The organism is Parvibaculum sp. (assembly GCF_030651915.1).
Classification (GTDB): Bacteria; Pseudomonadota; Alphaproteobacteria; order Parvibaculales; family Parvibaculaceae; genus Parvibaculum.
This window is the reverse complement of the sequence record NZ_JAUSBV010000005.1, coordinates 332,755-356,249: the sequence shown is the minus strand read 5'-3', so window position 1 is coordinate 356,249 and position 23,495 is coordinate 332,755. Positions and strand designations below refer to the sequence as shown.

18 protein-coding genes are annotated in these 23,495 nt (G+C 63.1%); 10 read left to right on the top strand and 8 right to left on the bottom strand.

The features are described from left to right. Nucleotides 1-96: 96 nt before the first annotated feature. A complete protein-coding gene (locus Q7V31_RS05995; protein ID WP_304733081.1) occupies nucleotides 97-723 on the top strand; it encodes a GNAT family N-acetyltransferase in 627 nt (208 codons plus the stop codon). On the opposite strand, the gene Q7V31_RS05990 is transcribed toward Q7V31_RS05995, so the two are convergent. The 3 genes from Q7V31_RS05990 to Q7V31_RS05980 form a co-directional block, all read right to left on the bottom strand. Continuing rightward, complete coding sequence (locus Q7V31_RS05990; protein WP_304733079.1) at nucleotides 720-1,256, bottom strand: hypothetical protein; 537 nt, start codon at nucleotides 1,254-1,256, stop codon at nucleotides 720-722. The genes Q7V31_RS05995 and Q7V31_RS05990 overlap by 4 nt on opposite strands. An 83-nt stretch (nucleotides 1,257-1,339) precedes the next feature. Next, on the bottom strand, nucleotides 1,340-4,474 hold the full coding sequence (locus tag Q7V31_RS05985) for an efflux RND transporter permease subunit (protein ID WP_304733078.1): 3,135 nt from the start codon (nucleotides 4,472-4,474) through the stop codon (nucleotides 1,340-1,342). Nucleotides 4,475-4,495: 21 nt separating this feature from the next. Beyond that, nucleotides 4,496-5,671 (bottom strand): efflux RND transporter periplasmic adaptor subunit, encoded by a 1,176-nt coding sequence (locus Q7V31_RS05980; RefSeq protein WP_304733076.1) that lies wholly within the window; start codon nucleotides 5,669-5,671, stop codon nucleotides 4,496-4,498. A gap of 88 nt (nucleotides 5,672-5,759) precedes the next feature. On the opposite strand from Q7V31_RS05980, the gene Q7V31_RS05975 reads away from it, so the two are divergent. From Q7V31_RS05975 to Q7V31_RS05955, 5 genes are all read left to right on the top strand, one after another. Then, the gene (locus Q7V31_RS05975) at nucleotides 5,760-6,245 is read left to right on the top strand and encodes a MarR family winged helix-turn-helix transcriptional regulator (protein ID WP_304733074.1); all 486 of its coding nucleotides are present in this window, start codon (nucleotides 5,760-5,762) and stop codon (nucleotides 6,243-6,245) included. A gap of 107 nt (nucleotides 6,246-6,352) precedes the next feature. Then, entirely contained in the window at nucleotides 6,353-7,459 is a 1,107-nt protein-coding gene (locus Q7V31_RS05970) for a hypothetical protein (RefSeq protein WP_304733072.1), read from the top strand. Between the two features lie 77 nt (nucleotides 7,460-7,536). After that, nucleotides 7,537-8,814, top strand: coding sequence for a serine hydrolase (locus Q7V31_RS05965; RefSeq protein WP_304733070.1), 1,278 nt, complete (start codon nucleotides 7,537-7,539; stop codon nucleotides 8,812-8,814). Nucleotides 8,815-8,999: 185 nt separating this feature from the next. Next, entirely contained in the window at nucleotides 9,000-10,142 is a 1,143-nt protein-coding gene (locus Q7V31_RS05960; RefSeq protein WP_304733068.1) for an acyl-CoA dehydrogenase family protein, read from the top strand. Between the two features lie 51 nt (nucleotides 10,143-10,193). Further along, nucleotides 10,194-11,423, top strand: coding sequence for an acyl-CoA dehydrogenase family protein (locus Q7V31_RS05955; protein WP_304733066.1), 1,230 nt, complete (start codon nucleotides 10,194-10,196; stop codon nucleotides 11,421-11,423). A gap of 492 nt (nucleotides 11,424-11,915) precedes the next feature. Here Q7V31_RS05955 and Q7V31_RS05950 read toward each other — a convergent pair whose 3' ends face one another. From Q7V31_RS05950 to Q7V31_RS05930, 5 genes are all read right to left on the bottom strand, one after another. Then, nucleotides 11,916-13,061 (bottom strand): YeiH family protein, encoded by a 1,146-nt coding sequence (locus tag Q7V31_RS05950; RefSeq protein WP_304733065.1) that lies wholly within the window; start codon nucleotides 13,059-13,061, stop codon nucleotides 11,916-11,918. 151 nt (nucleotides 13,062-13,212) lie between these two features. Continuing rightward, nucleotides 13,213-14,223 carry a carboxypeptidase-like regulatory domain-containing protein gene (locus Q7V31_RS05945; protein WP_304733063.1) on the bottom strand — a complete coding sequence of 337 codons (1,011 nt, stop codon included), beginning with the start codon at nucleotides 14,221-14,223 and terminating at the stop codon, nucleotides 13,213-13,215. 580 nt (nucleotides 14,224-14,803) lie between these two features. After that, complete coding sequence (locus Q7V31_RS05940; protein WP_304733062.1) at nucleotides 14,804-15,268, bottom strand: Rrf2 family transcriptional regulator; 465 nt, start codon at nucleotides 15,266-15,268, stop codon at nucleotides 14,804-14,806. Between the two features lie 305 nt (nucleotides 15,269-15,573). Then, a complete protein-coding gene (locus Q7V31_RS05935; RefSeq protein WP_304733060.1) occupies nucleotides 15,574-16,398 on the bottom strand; it encodes an HNH endonuclease in 825 nt (274 codons plus the stop codon). Beyond that, a complete protein-coding gene (locus Q7V31_RS05930; RefSeq protein WP_304733058.1) occupies nucleotides 16,395-17,879 on the bottom strand; it encodes an AAA family ATPase in 1,485 nt (494 codons plus the stop codon). Before Q7V31_RS05930 ends, Q7V31_RS05935 begins: the two co-directional genes overlap by 4 nt. Nucleotides 17,880-18,291: 412 nt before the next feature. On the opposite strand from Q7V31_RS05930, the gene Q7V31_RS05925 reads away from it, so the two are divergent. From Q7V31_RS05925 to mltF, 4 genes are all read left to right on the top strand, one after another. Continuing rightward, nucleotides 18,292-19,884 (top strand): ATP-dependent endonuclease, encoded by a 1,593-nt coding sequence (locus Q7V31_RS05925; RefSeq protein ID WP_304733056.1) that lies wholly within the window; start codon nucleotides 18,292-18,294, stop codon nucleotides 19,882-19,884. Continuing rightward, a complete protein-coding gene (locus Q7V31_RS05920) occupies nucleotides 19,877-20,941 on the top strand; it encodes a UvrD-helicase domain-containing protein (RefSeq protein WP_304733054.1) in 1,065 nt (354 codons plus the stop codon). Before Q7V31_RS05925 ends, Q7V31_RS05920 begins: the two co-directional genes overlap by 8 nt. Nucleotides 20,942-21,144: 203 nt before the next feature. Next, nucleotides 21,145-21,537: a RidA family protein gene (locus tag Q7V31_RS05915; protein ID WP_304733052.1), complete on the top strand. Its 393-nt coding sequence runs from the start codon at nucleotides 21,145-21,147 to the stop codon at nucleotides 21,535-21,537. A 392-nt stretch (nucleotides 21,538-21,929) separates the two neighbouring features. Further along, entirely contained in the window at nucleotides 21,930-23,369 is a 1,440-nt protein-coding gene (mltF, locus tag Q7V31_RS05910; protein ID WP_304733050.1) for a membrane-bound lytic murein transglycosylase MltF, read from the top strand. Nucleotides 23,370-23,495: the final 126 nt, after the last annotated feature.

Sequence of the window (23,495 nt, the reverse complement as noted above, 5' to 3'; positions counted from 1 at the left end):
ACTCGAAAAGCGTGTGGGCCGCGAATGTCACTCTAGCATTCGCGACGGGAATGGCGGAAATAGGGCATCGGGGCAAGCGCGATTATGGGGGATGGCATGAATGATCGGAACGATGCGGCGATCCGGCCGGTCCGTCCCGCCGATCTTGACGCCATCTATCATGTCGCGCTGAAGACCGGCGCCAACGGGACCGACGCGACCGCGCTTCACCGCGACCCGAAGCTGATCGGCCATATCTTCGCCGCACCCTATGCGTGGCTGGAACCGGAAAGCGCCTTTGTGGTCGAGGATGGCGAAGGCGTCGGCGGTTACATCGTTGGCACGGCCGACACGCGCGCCTTCGAGGCCCGGCTCGAGGCCGAATGGTGGCCGGACCTGCGCGCCCGTTACACGGCGCCTGTCACGCCGCCCGAAACATGGACTGCCGACGAGTTGCGCAGCTGGTCGATCCACAATCCGGGCCGCGCGCCCGCCCGCATCGTCGATCCATACCCCGCGCATCTCCACATCAATCTGCTGCCGCGCCTGCAGGGCAGGGGCCTCGGTCGCCGGTTGATCGACCGCTGGCTTGCGCGCATGCGCGAGCGTGGCGCGCCCGGCGCCCATCTCGGCGTCGGCGCCGCCAATGCGCGCGGCATCGCCTTCTATCGGGCATATGGATTTCGGGAACTGGAAAGCGCCAGGCCGCCGCGGCAGACGATCTGGTTCGGGATCGCGCTCTAGGCCTGCGGTCCCATGATGCTGGAAATCAGCATGTCGGCATCGCTGGCGACCGCCATCACATCGTCGGGCAGGTTCTCGCCATTGCTGCGCGCATAATTGGCGAGCCGCTGCAGCAGCACCATGAACTTGGGCGCCGCCGCGATCACCTTCGCCTGCAGCTCGACACGGTCGGGCGTCAGATCGTATTCGACGCCGGGCACGCGCCAGCCGCCGCCATCATGGCTGCCGGTGACGACCACGGGATGTGTGCCGGGCACCGGGTGGCCGGCGCATTCCTCGGCCGAGCGCCACTTGTTGGGCACCCGCACCACCTGCCAATCCTCCATCTCGGGATCGAGATGAGAGAGCGCCGAAACCTCCTCGGTTTCGAGCTCCTTCGCGGCAAAATCGCGCCCGAGCCCGACGTCGTAATGGATGCGCAGCGGCTCATCCATGTCCTTGACCCATTGCGGCACGATCCGCTCGATCACGGCCCATGTGCCGACCGGGCGCACATAGACCCGCTGGTTTTTGTGGAACTGCGCTTTCGCCATCTGACGAGGATCCTCTGGCTGATAGGGAGCCGCCAGTATCCGCCGCCGCCGGTTAGCGTCCGATTAAGGAAATGCCGCGGATTTCACTCCGCCGGCGCGCCGCCGGGCCGAATGCGGCCCGCCATCCGCCGGAAACGGCCGCCAAGCCCGCCGATTCCGGCCCGCGCATCTTCCATCAACGTATAGGCGACCGGCACCACGACCAGCGTCAGCGCCGTCGAGGAAATCAGCCCGCCAATCACCAGAATGCCCATCGCATTGCGGAATTCGGCTCCTTGGCTGGTCGACAGCGCCACCGGAATGAGCCCGCAAATGGTCGCGATCTGCGTCATCAACACCGGCCGCAGCCGCACCGGCCCGGCCTTGCGCGCTGCCTCGAAGGCCGTGGCACCGGCCGCCCGCAACTGGTTGGTGTAGTCGACCAGCAGAATGCCGTTCTTCATCACCAGCCCCATCAGTGCCAGCAGGCTGATCTGGCTGAACATGGTCATTTCCTGGCCGGAAATTTTCAGCGCCACGAAGGCGCCGACAAAGGACAGCGGCGCCGACAGCATGATGATCGCCGGCTGCGCGAAGCTGTTGAACTGCGAGGCGAGGATCATGTAGAGCGCGATCAGCGCCAGCATGAACGCAAAGCCGATCGCCGCCCCCGTCTCCTTCATCCGCTTCGAACGCCCCTCGGCGCTCCAGCTGTAGCCCTGCGGCAGTTTCAGCTCGTCGAGATAGCGCTCGATCTCGGCCGAGGCCGGTCCCAGCGCCGCGCCTTCCGGATTGTTGGCCAGCAGTGCGATGCGCCGCGCCCGGTTCTGCCGCTCGATCTGCGCCGGTCCGGTGTCGATATTGAAACGCGCCACATTGGGCATGTCGATCAGCTGCCCGTTGGTCGCGCGCACCTGGATCATCGAAAGCTTTGAAATATCGTCGCGCTGCTCTTCCGCCAGCCGCACCCGCACATCGTAGCGCTGGCCGAACTCCTCGAACGAGCCGGCCTTGACGCCACCCACCGTCGCCCGGAGCGTTTCGGCCAGTGTGCGCACCGAAACCCCGAGATCGGCGGCGCGCCGCCGGTCGATCTCGACTTGCACTTCGGGCTTGCCGGAATCGTAGCTGGTCTTGACGTCGGCAAAGAGCGGACTGGCCCGCATCCGTGCGGCCACTTCATTGGCCTTTGCCTCCAGCACCGCGAGATCGGGTCCCTGCAGCACATACATCATCGCGAATTCCGAAAAGCCGCCGCCCGAAATCCACGGCACGTCGGACAGCGAAATATGCTTGGCGTCGGGCGCGGCGGCCAGCATCGCCAGGCGTGCCCGATCCATGATCGGAATGAAGCTTTCGTTCCGCGCATCCTTGGCCGTCAGCCCGACATGGAAAAAGGCCTTGTTGACGCTCTTCTGCGGATCGGAGCCAATGGTGAAGAAGACGTTCTCGACCTGGTCGACGCCGCGCACCGCGGCGGCGACGCGCGCGGCCGCCCCGCGTGTCTCTTCAAGACCGGCGCCGAAGGGCAGTTCGACGGTCGCGAGGAACTCGGCGCGGTCGGCGCGCGAGTCGAAGGCCATCGGCAGCGTCCGCGCCACCATCACCCCGGCAATGACCGCAAATACCGCGGCCAGCATCACCACCCAGCGCGCCCCGAACGCCCGGTCGAGCAGCCGTCCGTAAAAACGGTCGAGGCCCGCATAGCCATTGTCGAAAAAGCGAGCCACGCGGCCATAGGTCGCCGGATCGGTGTCCTCGCGCTTCAGCACCCGCGAACTGAGCATCGGCGTCAGCGTCAGCGAAACCAGCAGCGACACCAGCACCGAAAAGGTGATGGCCAGCCCGTACTGAAAGAAGAAGCGCCCGACGACGCCGCTCATGAAGGCGATGGGAACGAAGACGGCGACGATCGAGAAGGTCGCGGCCAGCACCGCCAGCCCGACTTCTTTCGTGCCCTCGGCCGCCGCCTGCATCGGCGGCAAGCCGCTTTCGAGCTTGCGATAGATGCTTTCCAGCACCACGATCGCGTCGTCGACCAGCAGCCCCACCGCCAGCGACAGCGCCATCAGCGTCATCATGTTGATGGTGAAATCCATCACGTAGAAGGCGAAGAAGGTCGAGACCAGCGCCGTCGGCATGGCGATGGCGACGATTGCGGTCGCGCGCACCGACAGCAGGAAGGCCAGCGTCACCAGCACCACCAGCACGATGCCGAGCTGGATATCGACGAAGACGTCGGCGGCCGAACCCTCGATGAAGACGGCTGTGTCGCGCGCGATCCGCATGTCGAGGCCGGCCGGCGCCGACTTCTCGATCTCGGCCACCGCCTCGCGCACGGCGCGCGCCACCTCCACCGTGTTGCGTCCCGACTGCTTGCGCACGTCGAGCGAGACGCCGCGCTTGCCGTTGAGCTCGGCATAGGAACGCTCGTCGGCCATCCCGTCCTCGACGCGCGCCACATCGCCGATGGTCGTCGGCGCGCCGTCGCGCCGGAAGGCGACGACGATGCTGTTGAATTCGGGAACGCTGGTAACCTCGCCCTTGGTCTTGACCGGGAATTCGGCGCCCATCCCCGGCGTCTCGAGCCGCCCGCCAGGGATTTCCGCATGCTCGCGCCGAAGCGCCCCGGTCACGTCCTCGGCCGTCACGCCATAGGCGCGCATCTTGACCGCGTCGAGCCAGATTCGCACCTCGCGGTCGCGCCCGCCGACCAGCGTGATCGAACCGACACCGGAAATCCGCTGCAGCTGTTCCTTGACCACCTTGTCGGCAAAATGCGTCAGCGCCCGGATCGGCATGTCGCCGGCGATCATGATCGACATGATCGCCTGCGCATCCGGGTCGATCTTCTGCACGATCGACTGTTCGGCTTCCGGCGGAATGTTGGCGCGCGCCAGCGAAACCTTGTCGCGCACATCCTGCGCCTTGACGTCGACATTCTCGTTGAGGTCAAAGGCGACGACGACTTGGCTCAAGCCCTCGGCGCTGGTCGAGGACAGCGTCTCGATGCCCGAAATCGTGTTGACCTGTTCCTCGATCGGGTCGGTCACGTCGCTTTCGATGCCTTCGGGCGAGGCGCCTTCCAGAACCGTCGTCACAGAGACGATCGGAAATTCGACCTTGGGGAAAAGATCGACGCCGACGCGGCCGAGCGAAATCCAGCCCAGCACCACCAGCGCGCCGATCACCATCACCGCGAAAACCGGACGGCGAATCGAAACGTCTGAAATCCACATGCGCTTCCCCTCCCGCTGGTGTTATTGGGCGACGCTGTCGCTGGCGCCGGCCGCGATCTGGCCGGGCTCCACCTCGATCCGCACCCGCACGCCGTCGGCCAGCAGCGGCGCATTGGGCCCGCCCAGCACCGTGTCGCCGGCCTTGAGCCCGGAAAGCACTTCCACCGATTGCGCATCGATCTGGCGCACCGTCACGCTGACGCGCCGCGCCACGCCATTTTCGGCGAGAAAGACATGCCGGTCAGTCTCGCCGCCCTGCAGCATCCGCCGGTCGAGCGACAGAACGCGGCGCGGTTCGGGATAGAGTTCGGCCCGGGCAAAGAGCCCCGGCTTGACCGCATAGTCCTCGTTGAGGATCGGCAGCCGGAGTTCGACCGAGCGCGTCACCGGATCGACATAGTCGTTGAGGATCGCCACATAGCTGTCGAAGCTGCGGTCGATGCCGTCGATAAAGACGCGGCCCTTGGTGCCGACGGCGATTTTCGACAGCTGCATTTCGGGCACGGTCACGATCGCCGCCACAATGTCGATCTTCATGATCTGCAGCACGCCGCCGCCGCCGGCATCGCCCATGCCGCCCATGCCGCCCATCCGCGTCGCCATGAACTTGCCTTCGTCGACATCGCGCCGCGTGATGACGCCGCCAAAGGGCGCGGTCACCACGCAATCGGTCAGCATCTGGTTGGCGCCGGCAAGCTGCGCCTCGGCAATGCCGAGCCGTGCCTGCGAGGCGTCGCGCGCGGCCCGCGCATCGTCGAGCCGGCCATCGGCGACGAAGCCCTTGGCATGCAGCTCGCTGGCGCGCGAAAAGGCGAGGCTGGTATTGCGCAGATCGGCCTTGGCCAGCCGCACCTGGTTTTCGAGTTCGGTGACCTTGAGCTTGAGCTCGACATCGCGGGTGCGGAAGAGCGGCTGGCCCTCGCTGACCCGGTCGCCGACGCGCACCATGATCTCCTCGATGATGCCGTCGACCCGCGGCCCCAGCGTCGTCGTCTTGTGTGCGGCGATGGTGCCGGTGCCGGTGATCGGCTCGGCCAGTTCCCGCGTCGTCACCGTGCCGGCGAAAACGGCGATGGCGCCGGCATCCGGATCGGCCGCCTCTTCATCCGCGTTTTCGCCGCAGGCCGTCAGCGCCAGCGCCATCAGTCCGGCCGCCAGCGGCCGCGCATAACGGGAAAACTCGAACCGGACGAACATCGGGGGGCCCTCGCAAAAAACGTATAGAAGGTTATCGTATCTTTGGTTACGATACCCGCAAAGCGAAATCGCAGGGGAACCCGCGCCGATGGCCGGCAGGACCGGATCGCAGGCAAGCCAGCAGGGCGTCCGTCCGGACGAGGCCTTCGGCTGGCTGCATCACGATGTCTATCGCCTCTTCCGCAAGGCCTGGGCGCGCCGCCTGCAGGCCTCGGGCACCGGCATCAATCCGGCAAAATCGCGCATCCTGGCCGAACTGCGCCGCCGCGACGGCCTGACCCAGACCGAACTGGCCGAAGCCGTCGAAATGGAAAAGGCGCCCTTGGGCCGTCTGCTCGACGCGCTGGAGGCGCAGCGCCTGGTCGAACGCCGCAACGACCCGGCCGACCGCCGCGTCCGCCGCGTCCACGTCACGCCGCGCATCGAGGAACTGACCGGCGATCTCTGGCAGGCCGCCTTCGGCATGTTCGACACCGCGGTCAAGGGCTTCACCCCGGCCGAATATGCGCAGCTGATGGACTTTCTCGAGCGCATCAAATCCAATCTGCAGGAAGCCGAGGAACCTGAAGCCTGAGCGCCGCCGCGGGCGCATTGCTTGAACGCATCTGCTGTGTCACCCCACCGCAAGCCGGGGCCCATGGCGCTGGGGCACTTCTCGTGGCGACAGTTGGGTAGGAAGCTATGCTGCGGGTGCTTTCGGCGCGCATTTTGGGGAGAAGAGATTTGCCGCGTTTCCCGAACAACCGGTTTCTTACGCCTCCTCCTCTTGAGCCGTTGAACCTCGATCTTGCCTCGCTTGGCGGGGGCGGTTGGGCGCCCGCGGAATTTGAAGGCGAAACCCATGACGGCCGGAAGGTTTATTGCCGCTATCGCGGCGGCTGGTTACAGGTATTCGTTGCCGACGCGCCGGGAAAAGAGGCCTATGACGAAGACTTCCGCGTGTTCCTCGAAAATGTCGGACCAGATTTCCATGGCGGCTTGTCGCTGGGCCAGCTTTGCCGGCGCGCGGGTATCACCATCAACGGAGAGTGTCCGCCGCTTCCCGATCGCGCGGAAATGCGACGTGAGCATTTTTGTGATCTGAACGGAGCGACCACATTTTACGGCGGTGGCAACAGATGCACCCGGGAAACGGTCTGTCGTGTCGTGGCGGAAATCTGCCGCTTGGCACCTCTCTCCAGCATCGTCCAGCCCGTGATCGACGACCGGCACCGGATGGCGGGTGGTGTCCTTCTCGATACGCCGGACGACATCACATATTTCCGCTCTTTCGTTGTTGTCGGCGAACGCCCGCCAAAAAGCGAACTCGCGACGCTCTCCAATGAATGCTGGCTGGAGGATATCTGTCCGGACGTGCTTGTCTATACCGTGACCGCGGATGGCTTTCCGCACATGCGCCCGTATGGCAAGGATTTTGAAATGGCGGAGAAGCATCTCGGGAGGGCGCTTCGCGTGGTGGGTCAAGACGAAGATTGCCTGACGACCAGCCTCAATGTCAGCACTTCGTTCCCGACGGAGGATGCAGCCAGGTGGCAGAAGGCCATCGAAATCGACAAGGCGATCTACGAATGCTTCTTGGACTATGAACTGCACTACTACGATTTGCAGACCGGGAAGCGGGAGCCGTTGAAAGAGGGTTGGTTTTCAACCGGGCACTTTGACCCGGTCATCGTCAGATGGGTCGACGCCGCCGATGACCGCTGGCTCCGCATCTTTGGAGAAGGTACCGGGGAAGAGCGGAGATATGTCGGAGTGCGGGCGGTCCCGGCGAGTCAACCGCTTGCATGAGAGTCGGCTCCGGATTCGCCGCCGCCCCGCCACACGCTGAGACTTGACTGCCCTCCGCAGGTCGATGACCATAATCCATGCGCAACCTCTTCCTCTTGATTCTTGCCGCTCTGCTGGCGATGGCGCTTTGGGCGCTGCTGGTGCTGGTCGCGACGCTGGAAGGCTGGGGGCGCCAGGCGGCCGCGCCATCGGGCGATGCGCGGGCCTTTTTCGAAACCTCCGTCGCGGCGATCGACGCGGCGGAGCAGGGCGCCGTCGCCTTCGTGCTGATCGAAAAGGGCGAGGTCTTCGGCGAACATTATGTTTCGGCCGGCGCGCGGGTGTCGCGCGACACGCTGTTCCAGCTTGCCTCGCTGAGCAAATGGGCAACCGCACTCGGCGTGCTGAAACTCGCCGCCGATGGCAAGCTCGATCTCGATGCGCCGGTGTCGCGCTATCTGACCCGCTGGCAGCTTCCTGAAAGCGAATTCGGCACCGACGGCGTCACCGCGCGGCGCCTCCTTTCGCACATGGGCGGCCTGACGGACGGCCTCGGCTACATGGGCTTCGCGCCGGGCACGCCCGTCCAGACGCTCGAGGCATCGTTGACGCAAGCCGCCGACCCGATGCCCGGCGCCGATGGCCGCACCCGTATCGGCCAAGCGCCAGGCAGCAGCTGGAGCTATTCGGGCGGCGGCTATGCCTTGTTGCAGCTTCTGATCGAGGAAATTTCGGGCGAGCCCTTCGCCGCTTATATGAAGCGCGCGGTCTTCGCTCCGCTCGGCATGTCGCAGGCGACCTTCGATCTGGCGGCGGCGGAGGAAGCGGGGCTGGCCCCCTGTTTCGACGCCGACGGCGCGCCTTGCGCCTACAACAGCTTTGCCGCGCCCGCCGCCGCCGCACTTCATGCAAGTGCCGCCGATCTCGCCCGCTTCCTCGAAGCGCAGATGGAGGGCGCGCGCGATCCCGCGCTGCCGCCCGCTCTTGCCGCCGCCATGTCGGCGCCCCATGCGACGCAATATGGCGTCCCGATCTGGGGCCTCGGCGTCATTCTCTATGCCGAGGCGCCGGGTACCGGGAGGCCCGGCGGCTACATCATCGGCCATGAGGGCATGAACTTCCCCGCCATCGAAACCACCGCCCGCCTCGACCCGGCAACCGGCGACGGCATCATCGTGCTGGCGACCGGCAATCCGGGCCTGCCAGCCCAGCTGGGCGGCGAATGGGTCTACTGGCATGCCGGCGAGGTCGATGTGCGCGAGATCGACGGCCGGATACCGGCCATGCTGCGCGCGTTGCTGGCGGGCTGGGCCGTCATCCTTTTTCTGGCCGCTTTCGGCCTCATTCGCGCCCGCCGCGCCCGCCGCCGCCACTGAAGCGCCCGCCCGCCCCAAGCGGACGCGGCGTCAAATGCATGGCCCTTTTCAGCCGCCCCGATTGCAGGAACAATGCGCCCCAATTGAACGCCCGCCGCCCTTGCCGGCGGCGGATTTCAACCGATTTCGGTCATGAGAGACCGGCCGGCCCGCCGAGACGCGGCCAGGACGAAAAGGGAGACGTCATGAATTTCGATTTTTCCGACGACCAGAAATTGCTGAAGGAGCAGGTCCGCAAGTTCCTCGCCGACAAATGCCCGATGACGGTGACGCGCCGCGTCCTCGAAAAGGAAGAGCCCTATGCGGCCGAAGTCTGGAAGGGCCTCGTGGAGATGGGCCTGACCGGCACCGCGATCCCGGAAGAATTCGGTGGCCTCGGCCTCGGCGCCCTTGAGCTCTGCGTCATCGCCGAGGAACTCGGCCGCGCCGCCGCACCGGTGCCCTTCTCTTCGTCGATCTATCTCGCCGCCGAAGCGATCAAGCTTTTCGGCACCAAGAAGCAGAAGGAAACCTGGCTGCCGAAACTGGCGAGCGGAGAGATCATCGGCACGCTGGCCGTCTCCGAAGGCACCCATGCCGCCCATCCGCGCAACATCGCGGTCAAGCTCGCCGGCGGCAAGCTCAATGGCGTCAAGCAGCCGGTCGCCGATGGCGGCGCTGCCTCGGTCGCCATCGTCGCGGTCAATACCGGCGGCCCAAATAAATCAAAGGAGGGCGAACAGGCCGTCTCGCTCGCCATCGTCGATCTGAAAGCGGCCGGCGTCTCGGCCGAGCCCGTCCGCACGCTCGACCCCTCGCGCCAGCATGTGACGCTGAGCTTCAAGGATGCACCGGCGGAGATTCTCGGCGACAAGGCCGGCGAGGGCTGGTCGCAACTGTCGCGCGTGCTCGACGGCGCCGCCGTGCTCTTTGCCTTCGAACAGGTCGGCGGCACCGAAGCCGCGCTCGAAATGGCGCGCGGCTATGCGCTGGAGCGCTACGCCTTCGGCCGCCAGATCGGCTCCTACCAGGCGATCAAGCACAAGCTGGCCGACATCTATGTCAAAAAGGAACTGGCGAAATCCAACGCCTATTTCGGCGCCATGATGCTGAACGACGAGGGCGCGGAGCTGACCGAAGCCGCCGCCGCCTCGCGCATCGCCGGCACCGACGCCTATGTCTTCGCCGCCCAGGAAAACGTCCAGACCCATGGCGGCATCGGCTACACATGGGAATCCGACTGCCAGTTCCACTACCGCCGCGCCAAGCTGCTGGCACTCGCCGTCGGCGCCGCCATCCAGTGGAAGGAAAAACTCGTTTCGCGCCTTGAGGCGAAGAACGCGGCCTGAGCCCGCGTCCGCCGGAACGTGAAACGCAAACAGCAATTCGGGAGAACCAAGATGGATTTCAACGACACAACCGAAGAAGCCGCCTACCGCGCGCAAGTGCGCGCCTGGCTGGATAAAAACGCCACCCGCAAGGAAAACGCCAGGGACATCGCGCCGCCGAAAGACCTGAAGGAAATGATCGCCCAGTCGAAAGCCTGGCAGGCGAAAAAGGCCGATGCCGGCTACGCCTGCATCACCTGGCCGAAGGAATGGGGCGGCGGCGGCGGCACCACCATCAACAATGTGATCTACGGCCAGGAGGAATCGAAATATGCGGTGCCCGGCGGCATCTTCGCCATCGGTCTCGGCATGTGCATCCCGACCGTCATGAGCTGGGGCCCCGATGAAGCCAAGCAGCGCTTCGTCAAGCCGGCCGTGCGCGGCGACGAAATCTGGTGCCAGCTCTTCTCCGAACCCGCCGGCGGCTCCGACGTTGCCGGCCTGCGCACCAAGGCTGAGAAAGACGGCGACGACTGGGTCATCAATGGCCAGAAGGTCTGGACCTCGGGCGCCCATTTCTGCGACTACGGCATCCTCTTGACCCGCACCGATCCGAACGTCCCGAAGCACAAGGGCCTGACCATGTTCTGGATCGACATGAAGGACCCGGCCGTCGAAGTCAGGCCCATCAAGCAGATGTCGGGCGGCGCCGAATTCAACGAGGTCTTCTTCACCAATCTGCGCGTCAAGGACAGCCAGCGTCTGGGCGGTGTCGGTGACGGCTGGAAGGTGGCGCTGACCACGCTGATGAACGAACGCCTCGCCGTGGGCGGCAGCCAGGGCAATGCCGACACCGACGAGCTGATCCGGCTTGCCCGCGACACCGACATCGCCGGCGAACCGGCGATCCGTCACGGCGGCGTCCGCGAGCGCATCGCCGACTGGTATGTCCAGGCGCAAGGGCTGAAGTTCACAAGGTTCCGTACACTGACGGCTCTGTCGAAGGGCGAAACCCCCGGACCGGAATCCTCGATCTCGAAGATCGTGGCCGCCAAGAAGATGCAGGATCTCGGCTCCTTCGGCATGGACCTGCAGGACATGGGCGGCGTCATCCGCGACCGCAAGATCTCGCCGGAAGAGGGCGCCTATACCGAACAATGGATCGGCGCGGCCGGCTACCGCATCGCCGGCGGCACGGATGAAATCCTGCGCAACATCGTCGCCGAACGCGTGCTGGGCCTGCCCCAGGACATCCGCGTCGACAAGGACCTCCCCTTCAACCAGGCCCCCAAGGGAAAATAATCTTCTGCGCAATCGCCTCCTTTCCCTCTCCCCGTCGGGGAGAGGGAGGGAACGGCCGCAAGGCGGCCGTGGAAGGGTGAGGGGGCGCGCCACCCATCGACAAAAAGCCCGGGTCGAAAGACCCGGGCTTTTTCTTTCCGCCGCTGTCACCCGCGGGTCCGGAAATCCGCCGCAACCGCTGTTTTATGCACGCGGAGACGCGGAGGCGCGGAGAAGAGAAGGATTTGCACGCGAAGGCGCGAAGACGCGAAGAAGAATGTGCACGCAGAGGCGCAGAGACGCAGAGAAGAAAAGGTTTGTTAGCGCTTCGCGCTGGAAGACTCTTCGCGCCGAAGGCGCAATCCTTTCTCTTCCTTCGCGTCTTCGCGCCTTCGCGTGCAAATCCTTCTCTTCTCTGCGTCTCTGCGCCTCTGCGTGAACCCCTTCTTCCTTCTCTTCTCCGCGTCTCCGCGTCTCCGCGTGCAAAACCTTCTCTTCCTTCAAGCCGCCGCCTCACAGCACCAGGAACAGCGCCGCCAGCACCAGCACGAACAGCCAGCCCGTTTCCGCCACGATCAGCGCCACCGGCCGCCAGCCGACAGCGGCCAGTTCCCGGAACGAGGTCTTCATGCCGAGCGCCGCGATCGCGGTGACGAGGCACCAGCGCGACAGATCGGCCCCGCCGCTGGCCAGCGCGGCAGGCAGCAGGCCCGTGCTGTTGAGGCCGACCAGAAAGGCGAAGCCGAACAGGAACAGCGGCAGCGGCAGCCGCGCGCCCGCCGTCCCGCCGGCGCCGCGCGCCACGATCAGCGCGATGATGAAGACGACCGGCAGCAGCATCGCCACCCGCAGCAGCTTGACATAGGTCGACACCTCGCCGGCCTCGGCCGAAATCATGTAGCCGGCGCCCACCACCTGCGCCACGTCGTGGATCGTGCCGCCGAGAAAGATGCCGGCTTGCGTGTCGCTGAACCCCAGCATCGCGGCAACCGGCGGATAGAGCACCATCGCCACGGTCGACAGCGTCGTCACCGCCACCACGGTCAGGATGGTGTCGCGCTCCAGCGCCGGGTTGCGCGGCAGCACCGAGGAAATCGCCAGCGCCGCCGAGGCGCCGCAGATCGCGACCGATCCGCCCGACACGATGCCGAGCGTCGGCCGCAGCCCCATGAGCCGCGCCAGGCCCCAGCCGGCCAGGATCGTGCTTGCGACGCCGGCCACCACCATCAGCACCGGCCCCGGCCCGAGCCCGGCAATCTGCTCGATCGTGATCCGGACCCCCAGCAGCGCCACGCCGAGCCGCAGCACATTGCGTGCGGCGAATTCGATCCCGGCCACGCAGCGCCCTTCCTCATGCAGGAAGTGGAACGCCATGCCCAGCAGCAGCGCGAACAGCATCACCGGCGCGCCATAGCGCGTCGACAGCCAGGCCGAGGCGATGCCGATGGTCAGCGCCACCAGCAGCCCGGGATAGACCGCATGCAGCAGCGCGCCCCCGGGCAGCCGGCGCAGCAGCGCCGGCACCGGCGATTTCTCGGCCTGCGCGATCCCTTCCATGCTGTCGAGCGAGGCCAGCTGATCGAGCGTCGTCGGCTGCCCGGCCGCGCCGGCCGGCGCGGCGAGCCGGCGCCGTGCCTTTTCGAGTTCCTCTTCGTTCATCGCCCGGCTGTTCCCCGCTCTGGCCCCCGCTCTGGCCCCTGCCGCCGGCGGGCGCTGATCCCGCGCCCATCATCGAACCCCGCCGCCCCCCGCGGCAACGCCAAAATCGCCGCGCCCGTCGCCGCCGCCGCCCCGCCAATGGCGGAATCGATCAAGGGCGCCCGGCGCCGGGCCCTGCCGGGGCTGTGCCGGGGCGGGGACTCGGAGGTGGGCGCATGCCGGGACCGGGGCCCATATTGTGTTTCCTGTAATCGACGCCCGGGATGGGATCACCCGCTATGCCCGCAAGCGCTTCATCATTCGAAGGGCTCTCGTCGCCCGCGGGCGCCGAGGCGGTGAGAAGCTTGCCCCACCGATCGAAGATCTCGACGTCGCCGTCGCTGCCGCGCCTCACGCTGCCGCCGAGGGTTCCCTCGGCGTCGACGCTGACCGATCGCGGCGGCTGATCGTCGATCGTCAGTTTGTATTTTCCGGGCGGCAGCTTGTTGAATTGGAAAGCCCCGTTCGCGTCCGTCGTCGTGGGATCGATCATTACGCCTTCAGGGTCGTGTTCAAGCCCAACGTCTGTGCCCGGGATAGGATCGCCCCTGATGCCCGGAAGTGCATCGTCATTTTCAACTCTTGGCGGGGCAGTGCCGGCCTCCGGAGATTGATTGCCGATGATCTCGACAATTTTGATGCCATGCACAATGTCGGTATCGTCCCAAACGCCGCTCGGGGTAACGCTCTTGCCGTTGACGATGATCGGCTGCGCGCCGCGCACGAAGATCTGGCCGCCGAGGTCGAGGCCGCCTTGGCCGACGTCGAATTCGTAGCTGGCATTGCCATCGGCATCGGGTTTCTGCGCCTTGCCGGCAACGTTGAGCGAGAGCGCGCCGGCGGGGCAGCCGTCTGTGCGGCAGGCGGTCGAGATCGCGTAGGTGCCGGGCTCCTTCAGCCGCAGGGAGAACTTGCCCGATGTGTCGACGGGGACGACGATGGCGGTTTTCGGGGGTTTCTTCCTCACGATGATGTCGACGCCGGGTATGGGGTTGCTGGCGGCCATCGCGGCCGGCGCCATCAGCGCCAGGGCCAGCCCCACAGCGACGGCAAACGCCGCGGCGGATCCCGATACGCTTCCCTTTTTTGCAGTGCCTGCGCTGCGGTCGGTTCGCTGGTTCATGGTCCCGCTCCTCGTTGAGTTGACGTCAACGCACTGACGGGCCTCGCCGGAAGGCCTTTCAGTTCTTTCGCAATTCGCCGGGCCCTTCCGCCGGCGCGCCGGACCGGCCGCCGAAGGCTTGAGTGCCGGCGTCTCCCTCTCTGACGATTGAACCGAGGCGGGTCGGCCCTCAAGCGGCGACCCGGTTTCATTGTTAGGCCTTATCGACCATGGGCGCCATGACTGGTTTGGGTGCGGCGCCGCCAACGGCGGGCGCTCGTGCCCGACGGCGCGAAAGCGCCAGAAAATCCTCTCCGCGCCTCCGCGTGCCCCCCCACACGTCCCCCCACATCGCCCTTCGGCGCGAAGCGCCAACAAACTTTCTTCGCGTCTTCGCGCCTTCGCGTGCCCCAACCCCAAAACGTCATGGCCCGCGCAGGCGGGCCATCCACGTCTTCCTTCCTTTCAATTCCTCCCGCGTCGCCGCCCGCCGTAACCCGGGCGAAGGGGCGCGCGTCGAGGCACGAAGCGCAGCGGTCCCTCCGCATACTGAGCGACCGCCGCCGGGTCGTTGAAATGCGCCAGCATGTCGTTGAGGGCGTCAGGACGCATGGGCCTTCTCCAGACTGTGGGCGCCGCCGCGCGCGGCGAAGCGTTTGTGGAAATCCGCGCTGAGCGCCGCCAGCGTCACTTCGCCGAGCCGCTCGAGCAGCAGCGTCTCGGCGTCGCGAAAGGCCGGCGCCAGCGCCGCGTTGACCGCCTGCTCGACCAGGCAGCCCGGCGCCTCCGTCCGGTTCCCCATCGCCAGCAGGGAAGGGCGCCCCAGCGCGTCATAGACATCGCGCAGCGTCACGCGCTTGAGGTCGCAGGTCAGCCGCCAGCCGCCGCCATGCCCCTTTTCGGAGCGCACATAGCCCGCCTCGCGCAAGCCCGCCATGATCCGCCGGATCACCACCGGATGGGTCATCATCGCCTGCGCCAGCCGTTCGGAGGTCACCGGGCGGTCCTCGCCGGCCATGTGCAGCAGCACATGCAGCACACCTGAAAGCTGGCTGTTCCGTTTCATGTAACAACATATGTTACGAGTCGCGGCGGGAGTCAAGCCTCGCCGTTCTTTCCCACCCTCCCCTCGGGGAGGGTCAAATTCGCGCAGCGAATTTGGGGCGGGGGGCGAGGGACGTTTTCGAGTTCGAACGCCCGCAGCGCAAGCGAAGGGCCGGAAAAACGATCCGTACAGGGAAAAACGCGCGCCCGCCTTCGGCCCGCAAGCACCCCCAACATCGTCATTGCCGGACTTGATCCGGCAATCCAGAAGCCGCCGCAAGGCGGCGTCTCTCTTCACAACGACTCATTCTCGTTGCCGAAGCTAGTTCAGGGTTCGGCCAGCCAAGCGAGCATGGCGGGCAGATCCTCTTCTATCGCTCGCGCCAAAGCCGGTTCCCAGCTATTTGCCGGACACCCCAAATGCGCGCCCTCAATTTTGTTCCGAAGGGCCTCAGCCTTTACCGCCGGCGACATTTTCTTTGTGGAATTCTTAAGCGCCGACAGAAAGGCGTGCGCTCGTTTGCGGTAGCGATCCGCGAGGTCAAGCCGCTTAAAGTGTCGTTTGGCAACCGCTAGTTCGGGGGCGGGCAACGGTCCAGCATTGTTGATCGCATAGGTAACAAACACCTTTTCAGCCGCATAACTGATTGACGCTTCCAGGATGGGCTGGTCGATCGATGGTTCAAAAGCCGGATTGAGGAACATCCGGTCGCCATTTCCTGTCTTCACGGCGCTTAGCTTCTTGCGATTGCAGGGCGTACAGATTGGGATCAGGTTTCGCGCGAAAAGCGAGAACTCGGCAAACTTGGCCTTTGGCAGGAAATGGTCGAGGTCCGGATTTTGATCGAGGCTGCAATAAGGACAGAGGTCGGCGTTCTCCTCCGGCAAGCTGTCCACCATCGCCGAGAGCAAGCGTTTGATCGCCACGGTGCGTCCGTCATAGCCATCAACTAGGGCATTTCGGTCAGCCTTGCCCGCAACGGTCGAACGCATGCCGTGAACGTCGGGCAGGCTCCTAACGTATTGCCGGCCGGCGCGATCAACTCGGCCGACAAGTGGCCTCATCAAATCCGCCCGCTCCTTAGTGGATGCTTCGACCAGCACAGCAAAGCTTGGAACGCGTTGAGCGTCGTAGGGACCTTGGCGTCTCATTGATCGGAGGGCTCCTGCGCATCGCTCTCCAAGCCATATAGGTGGGCCGTTGCCGGAATGCCCAGTGGGTGGTCGAAGAGGTCCGCAACCGCCTTGGCGCTGCCATGCAGGTTGAAGAGCCGATCAAGCACGTTGGTGAAGTCGATTTCCGGATCGTCTAGCCCCAGCGCATGGCGGGTTAACTCCCCGAGGTCTTCGCCGAAGGTTTCGTAATTAGGTATGCGAACCTGCGGATGGTCCATGTTGTTGCGTTTGAAATGGCGAACATAGCGGCTCGGAACTTGCTGCAGCAGGATCGGCGAGTGGCTGGCCACGACCGCATAGGAGTCGAACTCTTTGAGCGTTTCGTTGAGGGCTGCCACAAAGGTGCTCAGGAGACCCGGGTGGAGGTTAGTCTCGGGCTCGTCGATCAGTAACAAGGACCCTTCCTCAATAAATCCGATGATGTTGCTAAAAATGGAAACTACCAAGCGTTGCCCGGCGCTCAATGCGCGAGCGGTCATTTCACGATCTTCTTTGTCATCGGCGGTTAGAGCTTGGGCGTGCTCCGGGTCTATCAGGGTCGATAGGACGCGTTGGAGACTCTCAACGCGGTCGCTCCGAATAACAGGTTCCAATGCCTCATTCAGCATTTGGCCTATCTCATTGGTAGTGAGCGCGCCATCCTGACCCCGTAGCCCGCAGTATTTATAGGAGCCGCGGGACTTGTAAGCGACACCACCGATCCGAGGTGACTTTAGACTCACGCGTCGAGGTAAAGGAAATTCGTCGAACGCATTATAGGAGACGGCGATCAAGCGGCTGATTGTGAGGGGCGGAGTCACATCAGCATCGGGAAGTCGATCCACGCTTTCGCTGCTGAAGACCTTTTGCGGCATTACGCTGGCCGCCAGCCCCGCCAAGGCGCGTGTTTTTCCTGTACCGTTTCGACCGACCAGGAGAATGGTCCGGTTGGGTAGGTCGTTGTGGCTCGAAAAGTCGAGGTTGAATCGATGATCACCAGTTGCGCCGGGTAGGCGCATCCTAAACTGAAAGCTCGGAGGCTCAGCTTGGACGAACGGTGTTCCGATGTAGTAGCCACCACGATCAAGGGCGTGACGCGAGGAAGACACTCGCATAAAACAGTCGTTCCACAGCTTTTCGTTTCGGATGCGCTTGCGCCGAGTAGGCCTCGCGACGATATCGCGAACGGTATTCAGGTAGAGCCTTCGCGTCCTCGGGAGCAAGCCGCGAATTTTCCGATAGTAGGCGACGGATTCGCCGAGAGAAGCGCTTCGTGCCGGAAGCTGGTCGAGCACAGTTGGCAGGTCGTGAACACGGAAGGCGTTATCGTCTGCAGCGATTCTCAGCGGACCGAGATCGACCTCCTCGTCTTCGGATAGATGCAGGGTCGCTTCGAAGCGGCACTTCCATCCGAAATCATCCCAGTTGTCCTGAAAGAGGCTGATGTAAGGATGCCGGAGTTCAGCGCGTTGCGGCACCGTCCGTCGCCGATTGTAAACTAGTATCTGCAAGCCCCGCCCCCGCTAGATTGCCCTTATATTATGGTCCCGTTCGAGATTACATTCAAATGTCGTTCAAGCCGTGTTGTCGCTATCAATTTGGCCCGGCAATCCAGAAGCCGCCTTTGGCGGCGTCTCTCTTCGCAAGGACTCTTCAAACGCGCCCGCGAAAATTCCGAGCCGCCAAAAATAAAAGTGTCATCCCGGGGCTTGTCCCCGGGACCCAATCCACCTCACCGCGAGAGGAGAGGCCAAGGAATACAGTGACAGGAGCAATGATTCCCATGCTCAGAAGGGAACGTTGCTCCTGTCACCGTATTCTAGGATGCGTGGACGCATTGGACGAGTGAGATTAGGCTGCTCGAACGGTTGTCTAGGGAGGGAAAATTCCGTGCACATCACAAAGGTAGTTGTTAAGAATTATCGTTGCCTGCGTGACTCGACAACGGTTCTCAATGACACGCTGAGCGTGATCGTAGGGAACAACGAATGCGGCAAAACCACTCTCTTGGAGGCCATACATCTGGCGCTAAGCGGTCAGCTGAACGGTAGGCCGCTTATCGTGGAGCTGCATCCATACCTCTTCAATCAGGAAGTGGTGCTCCAATACATAAGTGCTCTTCGGGCTGGGAAGAAACCTCCCCTGCCAGACATCTTGATAGAACTGTATTTCGCCGACGTTCCAGAGCTTGCAAAGTTCAAGGGTATCAACAACTCGCTTAGAGAAGATGTTCCAGGCGTTAAGCTCAGCATCGAGTTCGACGAGGCGAACAAGGATTCGTACGCGTCTTACATCGCGGATCCCAGTTTAGTCCGCACCATTCCAGTGGAATTCTATTCTTATAAGCTTCGTGCCTTCACGGATAACGACACCACGCCGCGGGCTATTCCAATCAAATCAAGTCTGATCGATGCAAGTACAATCCGAAATGGTGTTGCTGCTAATCGTTATGTGGTGGACATAGTGAAAAGCAGTTTGAGCAACAAGGATCAGGTCGATCTTGCACTCTCCTATCGGCTCATGCGGGACCGATTTCTTGATGAGAAGAAGGTTGCGGCAATAAACGCAGAACTGGCTAAGAAAAGGGGGAGCGTGTCGAATAAATCGCTCACCATTTCTCTCGATACATCGTCGAGGACGAGTTGGGAGACAGGTGTCATGCCGCAACTCGACGATATACCGATTACGCTCGTCGGCAAGGGGGAACAGAGCAGCGTCAAAGTAAAGCTATCGCTTGAAACATCTGCTGACTCGCATTTGGTTATGGTCGAGGAAGCAGAAAACCATCTATCTCATTCAAACCTCAATGCGCTGATCGAGCATATCTCAAAAAATCGGGGGAACCGCCAGCTTCTTATCACGACGCACAGCAGTTATGTGCTCAACAAGCTCGGTATCGAAAGTGTGCTTCTATTCGGCAAAGCAGGGAGTATGACGCTCAAGCAACTTACTCCTGAGACAAAGGACTATTTCCTGAAACTTCCCGGCCATGACACACTAAGGCTGATCCTCGCGGAACGTACGATATTAGTAGAAGGCCCTTCCGATGAATTGATAGTTCAGGCCGCCTTCAACAGAAGACACGGGAAGATGCCGCTGCAAGCCGGTGTTGATGTCATCGCTGTCCGCGCTCTGGCGTTTAAGCGCTTTCTGGAAATCGCGAACTTGCTAAATCTGAAGACAGATGTGGTTACAGACAACGACGGCGATATCGATGCGCTTAGGGAAAAGTACAAAGGTTATCTTGAAAAGGAGCGTATCAAGATTCACTACGACAATGATGTGGGCTGTAGAACCCTTGAGCCTCAGCTTCTCAAGGCCAACGGCATCTCGGTGATCAACGCCATACTCGGAACACAGTATCAAACAGATGCCGAACTTCTCGCCTACATGGAAAATCGGAAGACGGATGTCGCGCTAAAGTTCTTCAAGACGGAAATGCCTTGGACAGCCCCCGCCTATATTGAGGAAGCAATTGGCTAGTGAGGTTATCATCGCTGCTGCGGGTGGGGGAAAGACGACACGCTTGACCGCTCGAGCACATGCGCATGAGGCCGGCAAGGTGGCGCTCGTTACCTACACGACGACCAATGTGCAGGAGATCAAAAATAAACTCTATGAGATACATGCCGCCCCACCTGCGCATACTGAAGTTTGGTCGTGGTATCGCTTCTTGCTGCATGAGATGGCGAGGCCATATCAGAGTGCAATTCTAGATCGTCGTATTGATGGGCTTGCTTGGGTCAAGGGGCGTTCGCCTCGCGTTGCGCGCGACAAAGCCATCCCCTTCTTCCTATCAAAAGGGAATGACATTTATTCTGATAAAATCGCCCGCTTCATCGTCGATTGTAATGAGCAGACAGGCGGCGCTGTAGCCGCTCGGCTTGAGGATCGATTTCACACGATCTTTATCGACGAAATTCAAGATATGGCGGGCTACGATTTAGAGGTGCTAGAGCTCATTTTACGGTCGAAGATCAACCTAGTGATGGTCGGTGACCATCGACAAGCAACATACAGAACCAACAACGCCGCCAAAAACAGTTCTTTCTCGCGAGGTGGTATCGTCTCCAAGTTTCGTGATTGGGAGAGGCATGGGTTGGTGACAATCTCTTACGAGCAGGAGACGCATCGCTGTCATCAGTTGATCGCAGATTTTGCGGATTCATTCTATCCTGCCGAGCCTAAGACACTCTCCAAGAATAAATGTGTCACAGGGCACGATGGGGTGTTCCTCGTATCAACTCAGTCCGTACCCACCTACATCGCGAAGTACAATCCTCAGGTCTTGCGTCTAGATCGTAGGACACCTTGTGGTGGCTACGACGCGATGAACTTTGGCGAATCCAAAGGGATGACCTTTGGCCGAGTGCTTATCTTTCCCCATGGTAAGGGGAAAGAATGGTTGAAGTCAGGGAACTACGATTACGTAAAGGGCTCTGTTGAGAAAATGTATGTGGGCGTGACCCGAGCGCGTCACAGTGTCGCCATCGTCTTTGATGGACCGAGCCCACTTTCTGGTGTTGTGCGGTATTCGTAAGTGGCAATCAACATTTCTCCGCGCTTCGCGTACGCCACACATCTGATCCCCCATAACACCTTGTGATCCCCCATCGCACCTTGCGCTCCCGCCACCGCCTCCCGATATGAGGATGCCTGCAAACCCCCCGGGGCGAGGCGCCCGCGAAGCGGGCGGCGCCCGCCGCCGCCGCGATACCCCGCCACCGCAAAAAGGAATCCCCCATGGCGAAACGCGACCCGGTATTTCCGGACGGCCGGCATGCGCTCTACGAGGCGCACGGCTATTCGGCGGCCATCCGCTCCGGCGATCTTCTCTTCGTTTCCGGGCAGGTGGGCAGCCGCCCCGACGGCACGCCCGAGCCGGGTTACGAAAGCCAGGTCCGCCTGGCCTTCGCCAATCTCGAGGCGACGCTCAAGGCGGCGGGCTGCGGCTTCGACGACATTATCGACGTGACCAGCTTTCACACCGATCCCGAAAACCAGTTCGCCACCCTGATGGCGGTGAAGCAGGAAATCTTCAGCGCGCCGCCTTATCCCGCATGGACGGCGGTCGGCGTCAACTGGCTCGCGGGCTTCGACTTCGAGATCAAGGTGATCGCCCGCATTCCCGCCTGACCCCCAAAACCGGAGCCGAATTCGTCTCTCATCTCGTCTCCCATTTAATCTCCCATCTCGCCTCCCGTTTTGTCTCTCAATTCGTCCCCCATCTCGTCCCTCATCTCGTCCCCAAACGCCGCCCACTCCCGAGCCCTCATCCGCACACGTCCGAATCCCCCCGCGCCGCCCGCACCCCCCGGGGATAACCCCGTTTATCCCCGCCCGTCCGCGCGCCGATCATCCGTACACGGAACACCCCGAACCCCGTTTGTGACAGTTTTTTGACAGTTTTGTGACAGAGGGGGGGTCCGCCGTGATTTCCGCTGTCACGCAACTGTCACAATCGCCGCCGCGCCGTCCCCCGCGCCCATGCTATTCTGCCCCCGGAAGAGGCAACCGGGGCGCGGCGCTTGTCGGAAATCGTTGCGAAATCAAGGGCTTGGGCCGCTGCTCTGCTGGCCTGGCTGCGCACGCCCGGCCCCTGGGCGGCGCGCGCCAGCTCGCGCTTTCCCTGGCTCCTGCTGGCGCTCACGGTGCTGTTCGGCGCCAACCACCTGATTTTCCTCCGCCTCTATGTGCCGCCTGTCGATCAAGGCCTTGAATCCATTCGCGAAAATGGAAAGCTGGTGGTGCTCACCCGGCTCGGCCCCACCACCTGGTATGAAGGCGTCGACGGCCTCACCGGCTTTGAATATGAGGCGATGCGGGCCTTCGGCCGCTCGCTCGGCGTCGCGGTCGAGTTCCGGATTTACCCGACGGAACAAAGGCTTGTGCGGGCGCTGGCGGCCGGCAAGGGGCATGTCGCGGCGGCAGGGCTGGCGGTCGATGAGGCGCGCAGCAAGGCCTTCGTCAGCGGCCCCACCTATGCGACGACGCGCCTCATCGTCGCCTGCAACCGCCAACTCGTTGAAAGGCCACGCAAAATCGACGATCTGGCCGGCCTGCGCTTTGCCGCCGCCGCGGGCACGCCGGGCGCCGCGCTGCTGGCCGGCGCCGGCCTCGAAAAGACCTATGTCACTGAAAACACAGAGGCTTTGCTGGCCCGCGTCGCCGCCGGCAGCCTCGACTGCGCGCTCAGCGATGCCCGCATCTTCCGCATCGTCAATCCCTATTACCCGGAGCTGATGCAAGCCTTTGAATTAACAGGGGATTTTCCGGTCGCATGGCTGGCGGCGCCGGGTTCGGAAGACCTCGCCGAACAGCTCCGCCGCTGGCATGCCGGCGCCATCAAGTCCGGTCAATTTTCGGCGCTGGAGCGCCGTTTTTTCGGTTTCCTGCCGCGTTTCGACTATGTCGATCTCAGCGCCTTCCAGCGCGCCACGCGCGACCGCCTGCCCAACTGGGAAAAGGCGCTGCGCCGCGCCGCGCGCGAAAATAACCTTTCCTGGCAACTACTTGCGGCGATTTCGTACCAGGAATCGCATTGGGACCCGGAGGCCGTCAGCCCCACCGGCGTGCGCGGCTTCATGATGCTGACGCAGCAGACGGCCACGCATCTGGGCCTCGAAGACCGCCGCGACGCGACCGCCAGCATCGCCGCCGGCGCGCGCTATCTCGTTGATCTGAAAAAGAGATTGCCGGTGGAAGTGGCCGAGCCCGACCGCACCTGGATGGCGCTGGCAGCCTGGAATCTCGGCCTCGGCCATGTCTACGACGCCCGCGCCCTGGCCGAAAGCCTCGGCCGCGACAAGAACAGCTGGGCCGATCTGCGCCGCACCCTGCCGCTGCTGGCCGATCCGGCCCATGCCGGCCGCCTCCGCCACGGCCCGGCGCGGGGCGGGCAGGCGGTGCATTTCGTCCAGCAGGTCCGCACCTATCTTCATATTTTGCAAGGCGATACAGGCACTTAGCAGGTCGCGCCTGAATCCCCGGGGGGTGCGACATCGCGGCGGGCCGCTGCGGCGAAATGACCACTCAAAAAATATGGATACTGAGCGAATGTGAAGGGGACGAATTCATCACGCATCGGGGGGTCC

What these genes read in the sequence shown, in the direction of transcription:
- Q7V31_RS05965 (WP_304733070.1), top strand. Translation starts at nt 7,537, where the DNA reads ATGCGCAACCTCTTCCTCTTGATTCTTGCCGCTCTGCTGGCGATGGCG.
- Q7V31_RS05935 (WP_304733060.1), bottom strand. Translation starts at nt 16,398, where the DNA reads ATGAGACGCCAAGGTCCCTACGACGCTCAACGCGTTCCAAGCTTTGCT.
- Q7V31_RS05990 (WP_304733079.1), bottom strand. Translation starts at nt 1,256, where the DNA reads ATGGCGAAAGCGCAGTTCCACAAAAACCAGCGGGTCTATGTGCGCCCG.
- Q7V31_RS05975 (WP_304733074.1), top strand. Translation starts at nt 5,760, where the DNA reads ATGGCCGGCAGGACCGGATCGCAGGCAAGCCAGCAGGGCGTCCGTCCG.
- Q7V31_RS05955 (WP_304733066.1), top strand. Translation starts at nt 10,194, where the DNA reads ATGGATTTCAACGACACAACCGAAGAAGCCGCCTACCGCGCGCAAGTG.
- Q7V31_RS05940 (WP_304733062.1), bottom strand. Translation starts at nt 15,268, where the DNA reads ATGAAACGGAACAGCCAGCTTTCAGGTGTGCTGCATGTGCTGCTGCAC.
- Q7V31_RS05995 (WP_304733081.1), top strand. Translation starts at nt 97, where the DNA reads ATGAATGATCGGAACGATGCGGCGATCCGGCCGGTCCGTCCCGCCGAT.
- Q7V31_RS05970 (WP_304733072.1), top strand. Translation starts at nt 6,353, where the DNA reads ATGCTGCGGGTGCTTTCGGCGCGCATTTTGGGGAGAAGAGATTTGCCG.
- Q7V31_RS05985 (WP_304733078.1), bottom strand. Translation starts at nt 4,474, where the DNA reads ATGTGGATTTCAGACGTTTCGATTCGCCGTCCGGTTTTCGCGGTGATG.
- Q7V31_RS05950 (WP_304733065.1), bottom strand. Translation starts at nt 13,061, where the DNA reads ATGAACGAAGAGGAACTCGAAAAGGCACGGCGCCGGCTCGCCGCGCCG.
- Q7V31_RS05945 (WP_304733063.1), bottom strand. Translation starts at nt 14,223, where the DNA reads ATGAACCAGCGAACCGACCGCAGCGCAGGCACTGCAAAAAAGGGAAGC.
- Q7V31_RS05960 (WP_304733068.1), top strand. Translation starts at nt 9,000, where the DNA reads ATGAATTTCGATTTTTCCGACGACCAGAAATTGCTGAAGGAGCAGGTC.
- Q7V31_RS05980 (WP_304733076.1), bottom strand. Translation starts at nt 5,671, where the DNA reads ATGTTCGTCCGGTTCGAGTTTTCCCGTTATGCGCGGCCGCTGGCGGCC.
- Q7V31_RS05915 (WP_304733052.1), top strand. Translation starts at nt 21,145, where the DNA reads ATGGCGAAACGCGACCCGGTATTTCCGGACGGCCGGCATGCGCTCTAC.